The organism is Streptomyces sp. 71268, from assembly GCF_029392895.1.
Lineage (GTDB): Bacteria > Actinomycetota > Actinomycetes > Streptomycetales > Streptomycetaceae > Streptomyces.
Genome location: NZ_CP114200.1, coordinates 8,062,995 through 8,082,214 on the forward strand (window position 1 = coordinate 8,062,995; position 19,220 = coordinate 8,082,214).

The window sequence follows — 19,220 nt, forward strand, 5'->3', positions numbered from 1 at the left end:
GCCCCGCCGTCGTACCGAACTGACCAGGCGTTTCACGGAACAGCCAGCCTTGGCGCGCGGTGTGGTCGCCATGCTCGCGCAGCGCGGGGCGGCGCGTTCGGCGACAGGGGAGACCCGACCCGCGAGGGTCTTTGCACAAGGGTTTCCCGGCGCGTCGATTCGGCGATGGCGGATGAGGCTTCGGGCCTGCCTGGAACACATCTGAGGAGTCACTCGTGAACACCGTCGCGGGATATCGTCTGCCCTTGTCGGCCGCCCAGAGAGAAATATGGATCGCGCACCACATTGACGAGACGGGCGCGCTCCACAATTGTGGCGGCTACGTGGAGATAAACGGAGAGGTCGACGAGAAAGAACTCGCCGACGCCGTGCGCGTGGCCGCCGCCGAGACAGAGGCGACGCGGCTGCGGTTCGCCACCGAGGACGGCGAACCCCACCAGCACCTGACCGAGTCCGCCGACCCGCTGCGCGTCGTACGGCTCGACGGCGAGCGCGACCCCGAGCGGGCTGCCGACGCGTGGATGCGCGCCGACCTCGCCCGCCCCACCGACCTCGCGGACGGGCCCCTGGTCCAACACACCCTGCTGCGGCTGTCCGCCGAACGGTCGCTGTTCTTCCTGCGCTACCACCACATCGTCCTCGACGGCTACGGCCAGGTGCTGTACTGGCGGCGGCTGGGCGCGCTGTACACGGCGCGGGTCACCGGCGTGGCCGCCCGGCCCACCACCTGGGCCCCGCTGGCCGACCTGCTCGCCGACGAGCGTGCCTACCGCGCGTCGGACCAACACGCCGCCGACCGCGCCCACTGGCTCGCCACCATGGCCGAGCAGCCCGAGCCGCCCCGGCTCGGCGACGCGAGCACCCCACCCGTCACCCCCGCCCCACGGCACGGCCCACCCGCCCGCGTCGAGCACGTACGCCAGAGCGCGGCCCACCACCAGACGCACTGGTCAGCGGTGGTCATCGCGGCGACCGCCGGCTACCTGCACCGGGTGAGCGGGCAGTCGGACCTGGTCATCGGCCTGCCGGTGCGCGCCCGTACCAGCCGCGCCACCCTCACCACCCCCGGCATGTTCGCCAACGTGCTGCCGCTGCGGCTCGCCGTGACGCCCGAGACCACCTGTGGCGAGCTGGTCGAGCAGGTCGCGGGCCGGGTCAGCGAACTCCTCGGCCACCAGCGCTACCGGGGCGAGGAGCTGCGCCGCGAACTCCGTACCCACCAGGGCACGGCCGACCCCTTCGGCGTGGTCGTCAACGTCATCCCCTTCGACGGGGCGATCCGCTTCGGGACCCGGGACGGCGCCGTCCACCAGATCTCGTCGGGCCCCGTGCGCGACGTGGCCATCGAGTTCTTCGGCGGCACCGACGGCTCCGACGTACGGGTACGCGTCGACGCCGCCCCGCACACGCACGAGGCCAGCACCCTGGACGCGCACCGGGCGGCCCTTGGCACCTTCCTCGCCGCCTTCACCACCGCGCCCACCGACCATCCCATCGGCCGCGTCGACCTGCTCGACCCGGTCGGGCGATCCCGCCTCGCGGCCGAGGACCGCGCGCACGCCCGGGACTACGACCTCGACCGCTGCCTGCACGAACTCGTCCTGGACCAGGCGGCCCGCACCCCCGACGCGGTGGCCGTGCGCTACGCGGACACCGCGCTCAGCTTCCGCGAACTCGTCGACCAGGCCGCCCGCGTCGCCACCCACCTGCGCTCCCTCGGCGTCGGCCCGGGCCACCTCGTCGGCGTCCACGACGAGCGCTCGCCCCGCCTGGTCGCCGAGCTGCTGGGCGTCCTGCTGGCCGGCGCCGGCTACCTGCCGCTCGACCCGGAGCTGCCCGCCGCCCGACTCGCCTTCCAGATCGAGGACGCCGCGCCCACCGCCGTCCTCACCCGCTCCGACCTGGCCGCCCGATTGGCCGACACCGGCGCCCGCCTCATCGCGACCGACACCCTGCTGCCCACCCTGCCCCCGGCCGAGCCACCCGCCGCCGGGGCCGGCCCGGACGACACCGCGTACGTCATCTACACCTCGGGCTCCACCGGCCGCCCCAAGGGCGTCGTCGTGCCGCACCGAGGCGTGGTCAACCGCGTCCTGTGGATGCAGGAGACCTACCAACTCACGGCAAATGAACAGGTGTTGCAGAAGACCCCGACCACCTTCGACGTGTCCGTCTGGGAGTTCTTCTGGCCACTGCTCGCCGGCGCCACCCTGCGGCTGGCCGCCCCCGGCGCGCACCGCGACCCGCGTGCCCTGGCCGAGACCATCCGCGCTCACGGCGTCACCACCGTCCACTTCGTGCCCTCCATGCTCGACCTGTTCCTCGCCGAACCCGCCGCCGCCGAGCTGCCCAGCCTGCGCCGGGTGGTGTGTAGCGGCGAGGCGCTGCGCCCGGAGACCGTCGGCCGCTTCTTCGCCCGCTACGCGCCCGGCGCGGCGGACCCGGCGATCGAGCTGCACAACCTGTACGGGCCCACCGAGGCGTCCATCGACGTCACCCACTGGCGCTGCCGGCCCGCCGACGCCGCCGGACCGGTGCCGATCGGCCACGCGGTCGCCAACACCAGCCTGTACGTGCTCGACGCGGCCGGTCAGCCGGTACCCGACGGGCTGCCGGGGGAGTTGCACATCGGCGGCGTGCAGGTCGCCGCCGGCTACCTGCGCCGCCCCGAGCTGACCGCCGCCGCCTTCCGCCCCAACCCGTACGGGCCCGGCACCCTCTACCGCACCGGCGACCGCGTGGTGCGCCGCGCGGACGGCGCCCTGCTGTACGGCGGACGCCTGGACCACCAGATCAAGGTCAACGGCTTCCGGGTGGAGCCCGGCGAGGTCGAGAGCGTCCTGCTCGGCCACCCGGCGCTCGCACAGGCCGTGGTCAGCGCCCCGCGCCGCCCCGACGGACAGCCCCAGCTGGTCGCCCACGTGGTGCCGAGGCCCGACGGGCGGGTGCCGGCACCGGACAGCGACGCGCTCCTGGCCTGGCTGCGCGAGCGGCTGCCCAGCCAACTCGTCCCCGCCCACCTGCTGGTCATCGACGCGCTACCGCTGCTACCCAACGGCAAGCTGGACCGCTCCGCCCTGCCGGCCCCCGGCGCCCAGCCCGACCGGGGACCGGCGACGCCGCCGAAGACCGCCGCCGAGCGGTTGCTGCACGCGGCCTGGGCCACCGTGCTCGGCGTCGCCGACTTCGGCGTGGACGACTCGTTCTTCACCCTGGGCGGCGACTCCATGCACGCCCTGCGCGTGCGCGCCGAGACCGAGCGCGGCGGCCACACCTTCGCCGTCGCCGAGCTGTTCGCCGGCCCCTCGGTACGCGAACTGGCCCGCGTGCTGCGTCCGGTGGCCGAAGCCGCGCCGCGCACCGAGCCGTTCGGGCTCCTCACTCCGGCCGACCGGGAGCTGTTGCCCGCCGGGCTCGACGACGCGTACCCGCTCAGCGCCATGCAGGCCGGCATGCTCTACCACGCCGCCTACGCCACCGACTCCGCCGTCTACCGCGTGGTCACCAGCGTGCGCGTGGCCACCCGGCTCGACCTCGACGCGCTGCGCGCGGCCCTGGCCGACGTCGCCCGCCGCCACCCCTCGCTGCGCTGCTCCTTCGACCTGACGCGCTACTCCGAGCCGCTGCAACTGGTCCACCACCAGGTGACGGTGCCGCTCGAACGCGGCGACGACCTCGGCGGCCTGAACGAGGACGAGCGGCGCGCGGCCATCCACGGCTGGGTGGAACAGGCGAAGTTCACCCGCTTCGACCCCGCCGAGCCGCCGCTGCTCAGGTTCACCGCGCACCCGTGTGGGCCCGACCAGTTCGAGCTGTCCGTCGTGGAACACCACGTCGTGCTCGACGGGTGGAGCGACATGCGGATGCTGGAGGAGATCGTTGAGCACTACGCCGCCCACCTGGCCGGCGCCCCGCTCGACCTGCCCGCCGTCGCCGCCACCTACCGCGACTTCGTCGCCGCCGAACGCGCCGCCATCGCCGACCCCGCCGCCCAGGACTACTGGAGCCAGGTGCTGGCCGGCGCCGGCGACGGACCGCTGGCCGCCGTGGCCGGCTCGTCGCCCGGCCCACACGAGGGCGGCGGCAGCCGGCGCTACGACGTACCCGTACCGGCCGAGACCGCCGACCGCCTGCGCGCGCACGCCAAGGGCGCCGGACTGCCGCTCAAGTCGCTGCTCACCGCCGCCCACCTGGCCGTGCTGCGGCTGGTCGGCGGCCGGGACGAGGTGCTCACCGGCGTCGTCGCCAACGCCCGCCTTGAGGTGCCAGGCGGCGACGCCACCATCGGCGTCTTCCTCAACACCCTCCCGCTCCGCGCCGACCTGGCCGAGGCCACCGTCCTGGACGCGGCCCGGTTGGCCTTCGCCCACGAGCGGGACAGCGCCGCGCACCGCCGCTACCCGTACGCCCGGATGCGCGACGACCAGGGCCGCGAGCCACGGCTCGACGCCTACGTCAACTTCATGGACTTCCACCGCGACCGGCGGCGCGGCCAGGGCTTGCCCATGACGGTCACCGTGGGCGTCGCCGAGACCAACTACCCGCTCGCCGTCAATTTCCTGGTCGACCCGGACGGCGGCGGCCTGCAACTCTGGCTGGACTGCGACCCGGCCGCGCTGCCACCGGAGTTCTGCGCCCGCCTCGCCGGCTACTACGCCCGGGCCCTGGACCACGCCGCCCACCACCCGACCGCTCCCCTCCACACCCTGGACCTGCTGGACGCGGCCGAACACCGGCAGCTCGCCGCCTGGCACGGCCCGGTCGCCGAGTTCGACCGAGGCGCCACCGTGCACGGGCTGATCGAGCGCCGGGCCGCCCAGCGGCCCCGGGCCGTGGCCCTCGCCCACCGCCACGAGGAGCTGGACTACGCCGGGCTCGACGCCCGCGCCAACCAGCTCGCCCACCACCTGGCCGCGCTCGGCGTCGGCCGGGGCGACCTGGTCGGCGTGAGTCTGCGACGCGGCCCCGACCTGGTGGTGGCCCTGCTCGCGGTCCTCAAGACCGGCGCGGCCTACGTCCCGATGGACCCCGGCTTCCCGCGCGGCCGGCTCGCCACCATCGCCAGCGACGCCGACCTGAGCTGCCTCATCCAGGGCCCCGGCACCCCCGAGGGGCTCACCGCGCCCCGCCTGGTGGACGTGCGCGCGGACGCGGAGTCCATCGCCGCCCGGCCCGACCAGCCGCTGGAGCGCGCGGTCGACGGCGAGGACACCGCCTACGTCATCTACACCTCCGGATCGACCGGCGCGCCCAAGGGCACCGCCGTGCGACACCGCAACGCCGTCAACTACTTCACCGGCATGGACCAGCGGGTCGGCTGCGGACCCGACGACGTGGTCCTCGCCGTCACCAGCGTCTCCTTCGACATCTCCGTCACGGAGCTGCTGTGGCCGCTCACGCACGGCGCCAAGGTGGTACTCGCGGGGGAGCGCGTCGTCAGCAACCTGGTGCCGCAGGTCGCGACCCGCGAGCGGGCCGCGACCTTCAGCCTCTTCTTCTTCGCCGCCTCCGGCGGCGGCGACAACCGGGCCGGCTACCAACTCGTCCTGGACGCGGCCCGGTTCGCCGACCGCAACGGCTTCGAGGCGGTGTGGACGCCCGAGCGGCACTTCAACGCCTTCGGCGGCCTCTACCCCAACCCCTCGGTCATGTCGGCCGCGCTGGCCACCATCACCGACCGCGTCGCCCTGCGCAGCGGCAGCGTGGTCGCCCCGCTGCACGACGCCGTGCGCATGGCCGAGGAGTGGTCCCTGGTGGACAACCTCTCCGGCGGCCGGGTCGGGCTCGCCTTCGCCGCGGGCTGGAACTCCAACGACTTCGTGCTGCGCCCGGAGAACTTCGCGACCCGCAAGCGCGTGATGGCCGACCAACTCGCCGAGTTCCGCGACCTGTGGCGGGGCGAGCCGGTACGCCGTGTCGGCGGCAGCGGCGAGGAGGTGGACGTGCGGATCTTCCCCGCCCCCGTACAGGACGAGCCGCCCATCTGGCTCACCTCCGTCGGCACCCTGGAGACCTTCCGCAAGGCCGGCGCCACCGGCGCCAACCTCCTCACCCACCTGCTCGGCCAGACCCCGGCCGAACTCGCCGAGCGCCTCGCCGCCTACCGCGAGGCCAGGGCGGCGGCCGGGCACCAGGGGCCGGGCCAGGTGACGGTCATGGTGCACACCTTCCTGTCCGACGACCCGGAGCGGGCGCGCGAGCAGGCCCGGGGGCCCTTCCGTGACTACCTGCTCAGCTCCACCGAGCTGTGGCGCACGGTGTTCGCCACCACCGGCCACGACCTGCCCGAGATGGGCGCGCGAGAGCAGTTGGAGGCCGTCGTCGACCTGGCCATCGACCGCTACTTCGCCACCTCCGGACTCTTCGGCTCCCCCGAGACCTGCGCCGACCTGGTGCGCGAACTCTCCGCCGCCGGCGTCGACGAGATCGCCTGCCTGATCGACTTCGGCGTCGAGCCCGCCGCCGTCATGGACAGCCTCGGCTGGGTCAACAAGCTGCGGGACGCGCACGAGATGGAGGTCGCCGACAGCGGCCACTCGCTGGCCGAACTGTGCGCGCGCCACCGGGTGACGCTGGCCCAGGGCACCCCCTCGCTGCTGAGCGCCGTCGCGGCCGAACCCGAGGCGCTGGAGGCGTTGGGCCACCTGCGCGCGCTGCTCGTCGGCGGCGAGGCGTTCCCACCCGGCCTCGCCGAGCGGCTGCGCGAGGCGCTGCCCAAGGTCGCGGTGTTCAACATGTACGGGCCGACCGAGACCACCATCTGGTCCACCGCGCACGCCCTGGACCCGGACGGCGAACCCGGCGCCACCGTTCCCATCGGCACCCCGCTCGCCAACACCCGGGTGCGGGTGGCCGACAGGCACGGCCAGCCGGTGCCGATCGGGGTCAGCGGCGAGCTGTGGATCGGTGGCGACGGCGTCGCCGCCGGCTACCTGGGCCGCCCCGAACTGACCGCCGAGCGCTTCGTCACCGCCGACGACGGACACGGCTACTACCGCACCGGCGACCGGGTGCGCCGCCGCGCCGACGGCGTCCTGGAGTTCCTCGGCCGCATCGACCGGCAGGTCAAGATCCTCGGCCACCGGGTGGAGCCGGACGAGGTGGAGAGCGTGCTCTCGCGCCACCCGGAACTCTCCGCCGTCGCCGTCACGACCGTCGAGGGCCCGCGCGGCACCGAACTGGTCGCCTACGTCGCGCCCGCCAGCACGCCGTCGGACGAGGCGGCGCGCGAGGCCCACGTCCGTGGCTGGAGCGAGGTGTGGGAGAGCGCGTACACGGCACAACACGCGACCGACCCGGCTGACCCGACCGCCCCGGCCGAGGCGGGCGGCGCGGCCAGCGCGACCGGCTCGCCCTTCGCGGGCTGGCTCAGCAGCTACACCGGCGAGCCCATCCCCGAGCCCCAGATGCGCGAGTGGCTGGCACACACCGTGGAGCGGGTACGGGCGCTGGGGCCCGGCGCGGTCGCCGACATCGGCGTGGGCGTCGGCCTGGTGCTGCGCTCGCTTGCCGAGCGGGCCGACGCGTACCACGGCGTGGACATCTCACCCGCCGCGCTGTCCGCCGCCGCCCGCTGCCTGGGCCCGGACCGCCCGCTGCCCGAACACGTCACCCTCGCCCACGCCGGTCCCGAGTACCTGGCCACCCTCGCCCCCGGCAGCCTGGACACCGTCGTCCTCAACTCCGTGGCGCAGTACTTCCCCGGCACCGGCTACCTGCGCACCGTGCTCACCGACGCGCTGCGCGCGCTGCGCCCCGGCGGGGCGGTCTTCGTCGGGGACGTGCGCTCGGTCGAGATGCTGCCGGAGTTCCACACCGCCGTACAGCTGCACCGCGCCGCCCCCGTGCACACGGTGGCCGAGATCCGGGCCGCCGTCGACCGGCAGGCGCGCGAGGAGCGGGAGCTGTGCCTGTCCCCGGCGTTCTTCCGGCAGTTCGCCGCGGAGGCGCCGGGCGACGTGCGGGTGCGCGTCGAGCTCAAGCGCGGCCGGGCCGACAACGAACTCTCACTCTTCCGCTACGACGTGACGCTGTTCGCGCCCCCGGCGGCATCGGCCGGGCCGGACGACGCGCCACGCCCGGACGATCCGGCGGCGACGCCCGCCCCGCGCGTCGTCGCCTACGCGGACCCGAACGCGCCGGCGCCCACGGGCGCCACGGCCACCGAGACCCTCCGCGGCCACCTCGCGCGGTCCGCCGGCCCCGTCCTGGTGACCGGCATCCCCAACCAGCGCCTGGTGCGTACGACAGCGGCCGTACGCGTACTCGCCGACGCGGCGGACACCGGCGAGGCCACCACCGCCTGGGACGTGGAGCGCGCCCTGTGGGAGCTGACGGCGGACACGGCCGACGTCGACGCGGGCGCGCACCCCGAGGACGTGTGGGAGCTGGCCGCCGAAACCGGCCACACGGTCCGCCTGCTGGTCCCCGACGACGGCCGGCTCGACCGGTTCGACGCGCTGTTCCAACCCGCCGCCCCCGCGACGACCAGCCCAGCCCGCACGGACCCGGCCCCCGCGGGCGCCCCAGCCGGCGACCCGGCCCCACCCGTCGACCAGCCGCCCGCCGACCACCGGCCCACCACCACGGCCCCGGCAGACCCGGCCGACCTGGCAGACCCGAAGGACCCGTCATGAGCCCACACCGACCGCTGGCCAACGACCCGCTCGCCTCCACCTGGTCCGCCGGCCTGCGCTCCGCCCTGCGCGGCTACGCCCGCGCTCACCTGCCCGAGCCGATGGTCCCCGCGCACTTCGTCGTCCTGCCCGAGCTGCCGAAGCTGCCGAACGGCAAGGTCGACCGGGCGAGCCTGCCCGCGCCGAGCGCCGAGGCCGAGACCCCGAGCGACTACGTCGCCCCGCGCACCGCGGTCGAGGCCCGCCTCGCCGGCCTCTGGCAGGACCTGCTCGGCAGCGACCGGGTCGGCGTCGAGACCGGGTTCTTCGACCTCGGCGGCGACTCGCTGACCGTCCTGCGGATGGCCGGCCAGGTCAAGGAGGCGTACGGCGTCCGCGTCGACCTGCGCCGCCTCTTCGAGGAGCCCACCGTCGCCCACCTGGCCCGGATGGTCGGCGACCAGGCCGACGTGGCGGTCAGCGAGGCGGCGAGCCCGCGCGGCGTCGCGGCCCAGGACATGACTGCCGACGCGACGCTCCCCGACGACGTGCGGCCCGCCGAGTCGGCCCTGTCGCCGGCGCCGGCCCCGTACCAGACCGTGCTGCTCACCGGTGGCACCGGCTACACCGGCGCGTTCCTGCTGCGCGAACTCCTCGACCGCTCCACCGCGACCGTGTACGTCCTGGTGCGCGCCGAGGACCCGGCGGGAGCCACCGAGCGGGTACGGGCCAACCTGGCCGAGTACGGGCTGCTGCGCGAGGGCGACGCCGCGCGCGTGCGCGGCGTGCCCGGCGACACCGGCCGCCCCTACCTGGGACTGACCCCGGCCACCTACCGCGAGCTGGCCGAGCGGGTGGAGATGATCGTGCACAACGCGGCCATCTCCAGTTGGCTCGTGCCCTACCCGAAGATCAAACCGGTCAACGTCCTGGGCGCCCTGGAGGTGCTGCGCCTCGCGGGGCGCACCCGGCTCAAGCCCGTGCACTTCGTCTCCACCACCGGCGTCTACCCGGGACACCGCGGCGCGCGGACCTGGCCGGAGGAGCGGCTGACCGTGGCCGATGGCGTCGCCGGCGGCTACCGGCAGTCCAAGTGGGTGGCCGACAACCTGATGACCGCCGCCCGCGAGCGCGGTATCCCCACCCACGTCTACCGGCCGGGCCCCATCACCGGTGCCCAGGCCACCGGCGTCTGCTCCGCCGACACCTTCATCAACCACCTCATCAAGGGCTGCCTGCAACTGGGCGCCTACCTCGACTTCGACATGGCCGTCGACCTGGTCCCGGTGGACTTCGTCGCCGCCAGCGTCGCGCACATCGCGCTCGGCGGCGTACGCGAACACGGCGTGTTCAACCTGCCGGGCGCCGGCGCCCTCGGCATGAACCGGATCTTCGAGCTGATCACCGAGTGCGGCTACCGGTTGCGCAAGCTCCCCTACGACGCCTGGTACGGCGAGCTGACGGAGGCCGCCGCCCGCGGCGAGGACAACGAGCTGATCCCCTACCTGCCCCTGTTCGGCCCGGAGGGCCCCGCCGAGGAGGTCGGGTTCGCCGGCAGCAGGCCCGACTTCGACGCCACGCACCTGCGCGCCGCGCTGGCCGGCTCCGGCATCACCTGCCCGCCGGTCGACCGCGACCTGATGGGCCGCTACCTCAGCTACTTCGTCTCGACCGGCTACCTGCCCGCCCCCGAGCGCGGCGCGCCCGACACCCAGCCCGGTCCAGAGCCCCTGGAGCGCACCACCATGACCACCAGCACCCCGGAAGCAGCCAACCCCACCGCCCCCGCCCCCGCGCCGAGCGCGCGACCGGCCACCGACGCCGTCCCCGACTTCCCGATGCCCCGCGCCCACCCGCTCGACCCGCCGCCCGCCTACCGCGAACTCAGCGCCGAACAGCCGGTCTTCCGGGTCCGCACCCCGCGCGGCGAGCTGGTGTGGGTGGTCACCCGGCACGAGGACGCCCGCGCCGTCCTGACCGACCTGCGCGTCAGCTCCGACCCCAAGAGCCCCGGCTACCCCTCGTACATCTCCGGCGACACGCCGCTGCCGCCCGGCTTCTTCCTCAACCAGGACCCGCCGGACCACACCCGGCTGCGCCGCCTGGTCACCCGCGAGTTCCTCATCAGCCAGATGGAACGCAAGCGCCCGGCCATGCGGCGGGTGCTCGACGGGCTGCTCGACGACCTCCAGGCCAAGGGCCCCGGCGCCGACCTGATCGGCGGGCTCGCATTCCCCATGGCGGCGACCGTCATGTGCGAACTCCTCGACGTGCCGTACGAGGACAAGTCCGTCTTCATCACGCTCACCGACACCGTCCTCGACCGCTCCAGCACCCCGGAGCAGGCCGAGAACGCGGCCAGCGAACTCATGGCGTACTTCGACCGGCTGGTGACCGCGAAGAAGCGCGCGCCCGGCGACGACATGCTCGGCCGCCTCGCCGAGCAGGAGGCGAACGGCACGCTCAACCACGACGAGTTCGTGGGTCTTGTCATGCTGCTCCTGCTGTCCGGCTACGACACGATGGCCCAGATGATCGGCCTCGGCACGGCCACCCTCCTGGAACACCCCGCCCAACTCGCCGACCTGCGCGCCGACCCCGCGCTGTACCCGCGCGCGGTCGAGGAGTTGCTGCGCTACCTGTCCATCAACCACGCCGGACTGCCCCGCGCCGCCGTCGAGGACCTGACCGTCGGCGGGCAGCCTATCCGGGCCGGCGAGGGCCTGCTGGTCATGCTGAACGCGGCCAACCGCGACGCCAGCGTCTTTCCCGAGCCCGACGTCTTCGACATCCACCGCGACTCACCGCAGGCCCACGTCGCCTTCGGGCACGGCTTCCACAAGTGCATCGGCCTCACCCTCGCCCGCGTCGAGCTGACCACCGTCTTCGCCGGCCTCTTCGAGCGCTTTCCCACCCTGCGGCTCCAGGTGCCCCTGACGGAGCTGCCGTTCAGGCACGACATGGTCCTGTACGGGCTGCGGGAACTGCCCGTCACCTGGTGAGACCACCGTGGGCGGCGCGCCCGGCGCGCCGCCCCTGTTCCACGCACACAGCGATACGAGACGAACGAGGACGAGGGGGACCCGAGATGGCGGCCGAGACCGTTTTTCTCCTGCCGGGCCAGGGCGGCTACGTACCCGGAATGTTCGCGGGCGAGACCGCGACCGAGGTCGCGGAGGTGATGCACATCGCCGACGCGGTGGCCGGCGAGTTCGGTCGCGGGGGAGTGTCGGGCCTGCTCACCGACCCGGACGCGGCGGACGCGGCCACGCTGGCCAAGGACGACTCCTTCACCCTGCAACTGGCCCTGTACGCCGCCGCGTTGGCCAGCGCCCGACGCGCCGCCCACCGCCGCAACCCGGACGTGCTCGTCGGGCACAGCATGGGCGAGATCGCCGCGCTGACCTACGCCGGCGCCTTCGACATCGCCGACGGCGCCCGCCTGGTGTGCCACCGCGCGCTGGCCCTGCTCGCCCACTGCCCACAGCCCGGCGGCATGCTCGCCCTCACCCTGCCGGCCGGCCGCGCCGAACACCTCGTACGGGCCGTCGCCGCGCCGGGGCTGGCCGTCGCCGTGACCAACGCGCCCCGGCACACCGTCGTCTCGGGCCCGGAGGAGGCCCTGGCCACCGTGGCGCGCGTGACCTCGGCCCTGGAGGTGGGCACCGTACGGCTGCCCGCGCCCTTCCCCTTCCACGGCCCGCTGCTGGGCGTGGCCGCCGAGGCGTTCGCCGCGGCCGTGTCCGACGTGCGCCAGCGCCCGCTGCGCGCGCTGGTCTACTCGCCCGTCGCCGGGGGCTACGTCACCGACGCGACCGACCTCAAGGCCCTGCTCGTACGCCAGTTGACCGCGCCGGTGCCCTTCCTGGCCGCCGTCCGGGAGCTGCACGCCACGGGCGCTCAGCACTTCGTGGAGTGCGGCGCAGCCGGCCTCGCCGGCCTGGTACGGCGCAGCGTTCCCGACGTCAGCACGGAGTCGACGACCGACACCGCCGCCGAGCCCGCCACGGACGCCGGCCCGACGCCCGCGACCGGCGCCGCCGCCGGGCAGGGGTCCGGTGGGCGTGATGTGTTGGGTGAGTTGCGGGAGTTGTATGCGGGGACGTTGGGTTATCCGGTGGAGGCGGTGACGGGGGATGCGGATCTTGAGGCGGATCTGGGGATTGATTCGTTGAAGCGGGCGGAGATGTTGGGGAAGGTGTCGGCGCACTTCGGGTTGGACGCGTCGGCGGATGGTGGTCGTTTCCTGGCCCAGTCCACGCTGGCCGAACTGGCGGAGTTGGTCGCCGCCGCCGCGGGTCGGTCGGCTGACCCCGGTGCCGCGTCGCTGGCGGCCGTGGTTCCCGCCTCTGTCGCCGACCCGGCCTCGGCCGCCGCTCCCACCCTGACCCCTGGCCCGGCACCCGTTCCCACCCTGGCCCGCGACGCGGCCCCGGCCTCCGGCGAGGTCGCGGGGTTGGGGGCTGGTGGGCGTGATGTGTTGGGTGAGTTGCGGGAGTTGTATGCGGGGACGTTGGGTTATCCGGTGGAGGCGGTGACGGGGGATGCGGATCTTGAGGCGGATCTGGGGATTGATTCGTTGAAGCGGGCGGAGATGTTGGGGAAGGTGTCGGCGCACTTCGGGTTGGACGCGTCGGCGGATGGTGGTCGTTTCCTGGCCCAGTCCACGCTCGCCGAACTGGCCGAGCTGATAGCCGCCGCCCGGGCCACCGGGCGCTGACCGGCCGACGATCACGGAGCCCCGCATGACGCCGCAACCCGCCCATCCCACCCGCCCGGTCGTCCTGGTCGCCTCCGACGGCACGGCCGCGGCCGAGGAACTCGCCCGCCAACTCGCCGCCGGCGGCGCCCACGTCGTACCCGACCACTCCGGCGATCCGCTGGCCGCCGCCGCCCGGCAGGGCCGTATCGACGCGCTGGTCACCGTGACCACCGGCTCTACCTCGGCCGCGCACCACGCCCTGTCCGCCACCCTGCCCGCAGCCACCCTGGCGGCGTTGGCCGGGCGCGGCTGTGCCGCGATCGTGCACGTCGCCTTCGGCCCGGCCGGCCCGCCGCAGCCCGCCCGCGACGCCGAGCGCGCCACCGATGGCCACCCCGCCCCGGGGTCCTCCACGCCGTCGGCCGAGCCCGTGGCGGGTGAGCGCGCGCCGGTGCGGACCAACACCGTGCACGCGCCCACGAGCGCGGCCGGGGCCGTCGCCCCGCTCGTCGGCTTCCTGCTCGGCCCCGACGCCGGGGCCCTGGACGGCCGGGCGCTGACCCTCACCGGCGAGGCGGCGCCGGCCCCCGGGCCGTCGCCGACCACGACACCGCCGCCGGCGACCGTCTCACCCAGGCCGAGGGCCGACCCCGCGCCGGCCGGCCCCGCGCCGGCCGATGACGAGGTGGTCGTCGTCGGCATGGGGCTCGCCGTACCGGGGGCCAGTTCGCCCGAGGCGTTCTGGGACCTGCTACGGACTGGCGAGCCGATGTTCGGCGAGCCGGGGGACCGGCTCGACCTGGACACCCTGTGGTCGGCCGACCCGGCCGCCGAGGACAAGACGTACGCCCGGGTCGCCGGCTTCATGCGGGACTTTGTACCGCACCCCCGGCTGCGCGAGGAGATCGCCTCGGGGCGGTTCGCCAGCGACGAGTTCACCGCCCGGTGGCTGCGCCACTCGCTGCTCCAGGCCACCGACGGCGTGACCATCCGTCCCCGCGACCGGCACCTGTTCGCTGTCGGACTCACCCCCGACGGCAGTCACCACCTGGAACAGAGCCTGGTCACCACCGGCGTGCGCGGCCTGCTCGGTGCGGTGGGCGCCGACGTGCCGGCCGGGCTGGACGCGCTGTACCCGCTCGGCGCGGCGGCGCCGCACGAGGTGTTGCCGCACCGCATCGCCCGGCTCGCCGCCCCGGACCTGCCGCCCGATGCGGAGATCGTCGTGGTCGACACGGCCTGCTCCTCCTCCCTCTACACCATCGACCTCGGCGTGCGGGCCCTGCGGGCCGGCGAGTGCGACGTGGCCCTGTGCGGCGGTGCCTTCGCGTTGAGCGCCCAGAGCATGGTTCTCTTCGCCAAGCTGCACGGTCTGTCCAGGACCGGCGAGGTACGGGCCCTGGACGCCGGGGCGGGTGGCGTGTTGTTCAGCGACGGGGCCGCCATGCTGACCCTGAAGACGTACGCCAGGGCGCGCGCCGACGGCGATCCGGTGCTCGGCTTCGTGGCCGGTTTCGGCGGCTCGTCCGACGGGCGGGGCAAGGCCATCTACGCGCCCAACGCCGCGGGTCAGCGGATCGCCCTGGACCGGGCCTGGGCCCAGGCCGGGGCCGGGCCGGCGGACGTGGACTGGGTCGTGGCGCACGCCACCGGCACCCCCACCGGCGACCGGACCGAGATGACGGCCCTCGGCCAGAGCGCGGGCCCGGGCAAGACCTGGACCATGACGTCCAACAAGTCCCTGGTCGGACACGCGGGTTGGGCCGCCGGCGCGGTCTCCGCCATCCACGCGCTGCTCGCCCTGCGGCACGGGGCCATCCCCGCGCAGTCCCGCTTCGCCGCGCTCCCCGCCGACGTCGCCGCGAGCGTCGAGGTGCCCACGCGCGAGCGCCCCTGGCCTGCCCGCCCCGAGCGACGCCGCCTGGTGGGCGTCTCGGCGATGGGCTTCGGCGGCACCAACGGGCACCTGCTCCTCTCAGACCGGCCGCGCGGCGGCGACCACCGTACGGGGGCACCCTCGCCCGCCACCCATACGGAGCGGTCCGCCGCCGACGCGGCCCCCCTCGCCTCCGGCCCGCGTGCCGGGGCGGCTGACGCGGCATCGCCCGACGCGTGCGCCCCGGCGGTGCCCGACGGGGCGTACGACCCCGTGGTGGTCGTGGTCACCGGCATCCACCTGCCCGACCTGCCGGACGCCGTGCGCGTCCGGCGCTGGCTGGCCGGCGGCGCCCCCGACTGGCCCGCCACCTTCGGCGACGCCTACCCGATGCCCTCGCCGGTCGAGGCGCGTATCGCGCCGTCCGCGCTGGCGGCGCTCGACCGCAGCCAGGTGATGGCCCTGCGGTGCGCCGACGCACTCGCCGGTGATTGGCTGTCGGACGCCGCGCTGCGCGACCGTACCGGCGTGTTCGTCGGGCACACCGGGCCCACCCGCTCGGCGCTCGCCCACGACCTGCGCTGCTACCTGAGCGACCTCACCGCCAAGCTCACCGACCCCGCCGGCCTTCCGCCCGCGCTGCTCGGCGACGCCGTGCGCGCCCTGACGCCGCCGACCAGCGAGGACTCGTATCCCGGTCTGATGCCCAACATCATCGCCGCCCGCGTGGTGCAACGGCTGGACCTGCACGGCCCGAACATGACCCTGGACGCCGGCGCCGACTCGACCCACTCGGCCCTCGCGACCGCCGTGCGCTACCTGCGGGACGGCGAACTCGACCTGGCCGTCGTCATGGGCGTCAACGCCGTGAGCCCGCTGCTGCCCGGCCCGGACGGCCGGCAGGCCGCCGACGCCGCCGTGGGCCACCTGCTCACCCGGCTCAGCGTCGCCCGCGCCCAGGGTCTGCCCGTACTCGGCACGCTGGCCATCGTCCCGCCCGCCGCGCCCGACGCCACGGAGCGGGGAGCGCGGCGACACGCGGCGGACGACGCCCGCGACTACCGGGGCGCCGACGGGGCTGTGGCCCTGCTGCGCGCGCTGCACGCCCCGGGCGACGGCGTTCTGCTGCGGCCCACGGAGGACGCCCACACGCCCGCGCTCCGGGTGAGCGCGCCACCGGACGCGGCGCGTGTGGGGGATACGGCGCGTGTGGCGGACGCGGCACGTGAGCCGGACGCCCGGCCGGCGCCCGTGGCGCGGGCCGAGCAGGCCGTGGGCGGCGCCGAGGCGTCCCTCGCGGAGCATCTGACCCGACACGCCGTGACGCTGCGGCCCGTGCTGCCGCGACCAATCCGCGCGGCGCTGCCGGCGCTGCCGGCGGGCGCGCTCGTCGTCACCGACGACCCGGCCGCCGTGGCCGCGCACTGCCCGCCCGACTGCCTGGTCGTGGTCCCCGCGTCGGCGGCCTCGACGGCTTCGGGGGCGTACGCGGCCCCGCCCGGCGGCCCCACCGTGCTCCACCTGGACGACGCGGCCGAGCTGCCCGCCGCGCTCGCCACCCGGGGACGCGCCGGCGCCGCCCAGGTCCGGGTGGTCGTCGGGGCGTACCGCGCGGAGCCGGGGCGGGAGGCGGCCGACGCGGACGACGTGCCGCGACGCCTGCTCGACCTGCACGACCTGGCCTTCGTGGCCGCGCAGAGCTGCGCCGGGCCGCTGCGCGACGGCGGCTGCTACGCGGTGCTCGCCCTGGACGCGCTCGACGGCCCCGTCCCGCGCCCGCGCGCGGGCCTCTTCGGCGGCCTGGTGCGCAGCCTGGAACAGGAGTTGCCGGGCGCCCTGGTGTACGCGCTGTTCACCGACGCCGCCGACGCCGACACCGGGCTCACCCAACTCGCCGCAGAGTCCACCATCCACCGCCACCTGCCGCTCGCCTACCAGAGCGCGGGCCAGCGCGGCGAGCTGACGCTCATCCCGGTACGCGAGGACCACCGGGCCGGCGCGGCGGACCGGCCACGCCCCGCCGACCTCGGACTGCCGGCCGACCCGGTGATCGTGGCGACCGGCGGCGCGCGCGGCCTGACCGCCCACCTCGTGCACGAGATCGTCGCGGCCGGCGCACCCCGCTCCGTATGGCTGATCGGCACCGGACCCGAGCCCGACCCGAGCGACGTGGAACTCGCCGCGCTGCCCAAGGTGGAGGCGGTGCGCCGGCTCATGCCCCGCCACCCCGGCGAGAACCTGGCCGCCCTGGGCAGGCGCTACGAACGCGCCGTGCAACAGGCCGAACGGGCCGAGACGCTGCGCGCGTTGACGGAGGTGTGCGGCCCGGACCGGGTGCACTACCGGCAGTGCGATGTGCTGGACGCGGACGCGGTGGACCGCGTGATCGGCGAGGTGCTGGCCCGCGAGGGCCGGGTCGACGTGCTGCTGCACGGGGCGGGGCTCGCCCGCAGCGCCGCGCTGGAGCGCAAGCGCCTCGCCGACTTCCGCGCCGTGCGCGACGTCAAGGTGCGCGGCCACGCCCACCTGCGGGCCGCCCTGCGCGACCACCGGCCCGCGCTGTGGTGCTCGCTCAGCTCCGTCTCCGCCTTCACCGGCCTGCGCGGGGAGCCGGACTACGGCGCGGCCAACGAGTTCCTGCTGCTCGCCGCGGCCCAGGCCCGCGCCAGCGGGTGGGACGAGGTCGCGCTGGTCTCCGGCCTGTGGGTGGAGTCGGGGATGGCGTCGGCCGACACGCCGGGCGGCGCGTTCCTGGCCCGACAGGCCGAGATCGGGCAGCTCACCGACGCCCAGGGCCGCGCGTTCTACCGTACGGAGCTGGCCGGGCGCGGCAGCCACGGCCTGGCCACCACCTGGATCGGCGACCTGGACTGGGCCACCCTGGAGCGCTCGGCACCCGGATTCCGCGCCGCCTGCCGGGCGCTGGCCGAGGCCGCGCCCGAGCCGCCGCGCGCCGCCCCGCCCCGCCCGCCGGCCCGCGCCTTCCTCACCGACCCGCCACGGCCGGTCCCCGCCGGCGGCGCCCCGGCGGCGGAAGCCCAATCCGCCAGCCCTCCGGCCCCGTCCGTCTGGGACTGCGAGGTGAGCCTCGACCGCCACCCCTACCTCCTGGACCACCTCGTGGACGGGCGGCCCACAGTGCCGGGCACCTTCATCCTGGAGCTGGCGGCCGAGGCGGCGGCCGAACTCGCCCCCGGGCTGGTGCCGGTGCGGATCACGGACGTGGTGCTCTCCCAGTTCATCCGGGCCGCACGGCACCGCTGGCCCCGCACCCTGCGGGTGACGGCGACCACCGAAGGGCCCGGGCGGATACGGGTGCGCGTCACCAGCCCGCCCCAGGGCCCGGTGCCCGAGCGCGAGCACACCCGCATGGTCGTGCACCTGGCCCGCAGCGCCCCCGTCGGCCCCTGGGGCCCACCGCCCATCGGGCACGGCACGCCGGCCCCCAACACCTACCGGCTGCCGGACACCCCCGTGCGGTTGGGCGGCGTCTTCGACGCGCTGAGCGAGCCGCGCTTCCAGCCCGACGGCGGGTCGGCCACGCTGTGCCTGGCACCCGTGCGCGACAGCGCGCCCTTCGACGGTTTCCTGCTGCCCAGCCTGGCGCTCGACTGCCTGTTGCGCACCTGCGTGCTCGACGGCCGCCGGCCGGGCCCCGTGCCCGTCCTGGTGCCGACGGCGCTGGCCAGCGTGGACCTGTTCACCACGGCCAACGACCGGGAACTGGCCGCCACCTACCCGGACGGGCTCGTGCTGCGCCACTGGTTCGACGCGGCCACCGGCGACGAGTGCTACGCGGCGCTCGCCCCGGACGGCCGCGTGCTGCTCCAGGTCACCGGCGTCAGCGGCGCGGTCAAGGGCTGGTACGACGCGGCGACCGCGTCCTGGCGAGGGCAGGCCCCGGCGGCCACCGCGCCTCCGGGCCCGCCCGCGTAGGCCCCCCCCCGGGCGGCCGCACGCCGCCCGCGCACGTCCACCACGGCACCCGGCGGTGCCGCCCAACCCAGCACAGACGATGCGGAGTACG

Annotated in this window: 4 protein-coding genes; all 4 read left to right on the forward strand. The window is 75.4% G+C overall.

The window, feature by feature from the left end:
- Nucleotides 1-215: 215 nt before the first annotated feature.
- The 4 genes from OYE22_RS32115 (at nt 216) to OYE22_RS32130 (ending at nt 19,129) form a co-directional block, all read left to right on the forward strand.
- Nucleotides 216-8,636: a non-ribosomal peptide synthetase gene (locus OYE22_RS32115; protein WP_277323715.1), complete on the forward strand. Its 8,421-nt coding sequence runs from the start codon at nt 216-218 to the stop codon at nt 8,634-8,636.
- Nucleotides 8,633-11,617 carry a thioester reductase domain-containing protein gene (locus OYE22_RS32120; protein WP_277323716.1) on the forward strand — a complete coding sequence of 995 codons (2,985 nt, stop codon included), beginning with the start codon at nt 8,633-8,635 and terminating at the stop codon, nt 11,615-11,617. Before OYE22_RS32115 ends, OYE22_RS32120 begins: the two co-directional genes overlap by 4 nt.
- 86 nt (nt 11,618-11,703) lie before the next feature.
- Nucleotides 11,704-13,335 carry a phosphopantetheine-binding protein gene (locus tag OYE22_RS32125; RefSeq protein ID WP_277323717.1) on the forward strand — a complete coding sequence of 544 codons (1,632 nt, stop codon included), beginning with the start codon at nt 11,704-11,706 and terminating at the stop codon, nt 13,333-13,335.
- 25 nt (nt 13,336-13,360) lie between these two features.
- Nucleotides 13,361-19,129 (forward strand): SDR family NAD(P)-dependent oxidoreductase, encoded by a 5,769-nt coding sequence (locus OYE22_RS32130; protein ID WP_277323718.1) that lies wholly within the window; start codon nt 13,361-13,363, stop codon nt 19,127-19,129.
- Nucleotides 19,130-19,220: the final 91 nt, after the last annotated feature.